Annotated in this window: 2 protein-coding genes and 1 pseudogene; all 3 read right to left on the reverse strand. The window is 68.0% G+C overall.

The window, feature by feature from the left end:
- Positions 1-192, reverse strand: a 192-nt coding sequence (locus RFN28_RS34525) for an ATP-grasp domain-containing protein (protein WP_320291585.1), incomplete at its 3' end; no start/stop codon positions are given.
- An 18-nt stretch (positions 193-210) separates the two neighbouring features.
- Positions 211-1173: an HpcH/HpaI aldolase/citrate lyase family protein gene (locus RFN28_RS34530; protein ID WP_320291587.1), complete on the reverse strand. Its 963-nt coding sequence runs from the start codon at positions 1171-1173 to the stop codon at positions 211-213.
- A gap of 10 nt (positions 1174-1183) precedes the next feature.
- Positions 1184-1376 (reverse strand): annotated as a pseudogene (locus RFN28_RS34535) (serine--glyoxylate aminotransferase); the annotation flags it as partial.

The following is a 1376-nucleotide window of genomic DNA, read 5'->3' on the forward strand; positions in this document are numbered from 1 at the left end:
GCCGCACAGCTTGATGCCGCCGGCCTTGCCGCGGGCGCCGGAGTGAACCTGCGCCTTCACCACCCACTTCGAGCCGCCGATCTCGCGCGTCCGGTAGGCGGCCTGCTCGGGGCTGTAGGCGAGCCCGCCGCGCGGCACGTGCACGCCATGACGGGCAAGCAGTTCCTTGGCCTGGTATTCGTGAATGTCCATTTTGTCCTCCCGGTAATCTCAATGCGCCGCGCTATGCGCCTGGCCGGCGCGCTCGATCGCCTCGCTCACCACCAGCACGTTGCGCGCCATGCGCTCCGACGCTGCGTCGATCATCTTGCCGTCGAGCGCGGCGGCGCCCTTGCCGAGCGCCTCCGCCTCCTTCAGCACCTCGAGGATGCGGCGGGCGCGGGTGACCTCCTTTTCCGGCGGCGAGAACACGTCGTTGGCCAAGGCGATCTGCGAGGGGTGGATCGCCCATTTGCCCTCGATGCCGAGCGCCGCGGCACGCCTGGCGGCGGCCGTGTAGCCTTGCGCGTCGGAGAAATCGCCGAACGGCCCGTCGATGGCGCGCAGGCCATAGGCGCGGCAGGCGACCGTCATGCGCGACAGCGCGAAATGCCACTGGTCGCCGGGATAGTCGGGGTTCAAGCCGCCGATGTTGACGGTGCGCGCCTTGTTGCTGGCGGCATAGTCGGCGACGCCGAAATGCATTGCTTCCAGGCGGCCGGGCGTGGCGGCGATCGCCTCGACATTGGCCATGCCGAGCGCGGTCTCGATCAGCGCCTCCAGGCCGACGCGGGTCTTGAAACCCTTGGCCATCTCGATCTGGTTGACCAGGGCCTCGACCATGTAGAGGTCGGCCGGCACGCCGACCTTCGGCACCAGGATGGTGTCCAGCCGGTCGCCGGCCTGTTCCATGACATCGACCACGTCGCGATACATGTAGTGGGTATCGAGGCCGTTGATGCGCACCGAGACGGTCTTGCCCCTGGCGCGCCAGTCGATGTCGTTGAGCGCTTGAATAATGGTCTTGCGGGCGCGCTCCTTGTCGGGTGGCGCGACCGCGTCCTCGATGTCGAGGAAGACGAAGTCGGCGGCGCTGTTGGCCGCCTTGTCGATCATCTCGGGGCTGGAGCCTGGAACGGCGAGCTCGCTGCGCTGGAGGCGGAGCTTCTTGAGGTGGTTGATGGTGTGGCTCATGATCCGCTCCTCACGCCGCCTCGGCAACCGGCATCGCGGCCGTGCGCCGGAAATGCTCGATCGCCGCCGCCACACCCGAGCCCGGCGCCAGTTCGACCCCGCAATCGAGCAGCGCAAGTTCGGCGGCGGCCAGCGATCCAAGCACCATCACCTCGTTCAGCCAGCCGAGATGGCCGATGCGGAAGACCTTGCCGGCCACCTTG

It is taken from the genome of Mesorhizobium album, from assembly GCF_033977205.1.
GTDB lineage: Bacteria > Pseudomonadota > Alphaproteobacteria > Rhizobiales > Rhizobiaceae > Mesorhizobium > Mesorhizobium album.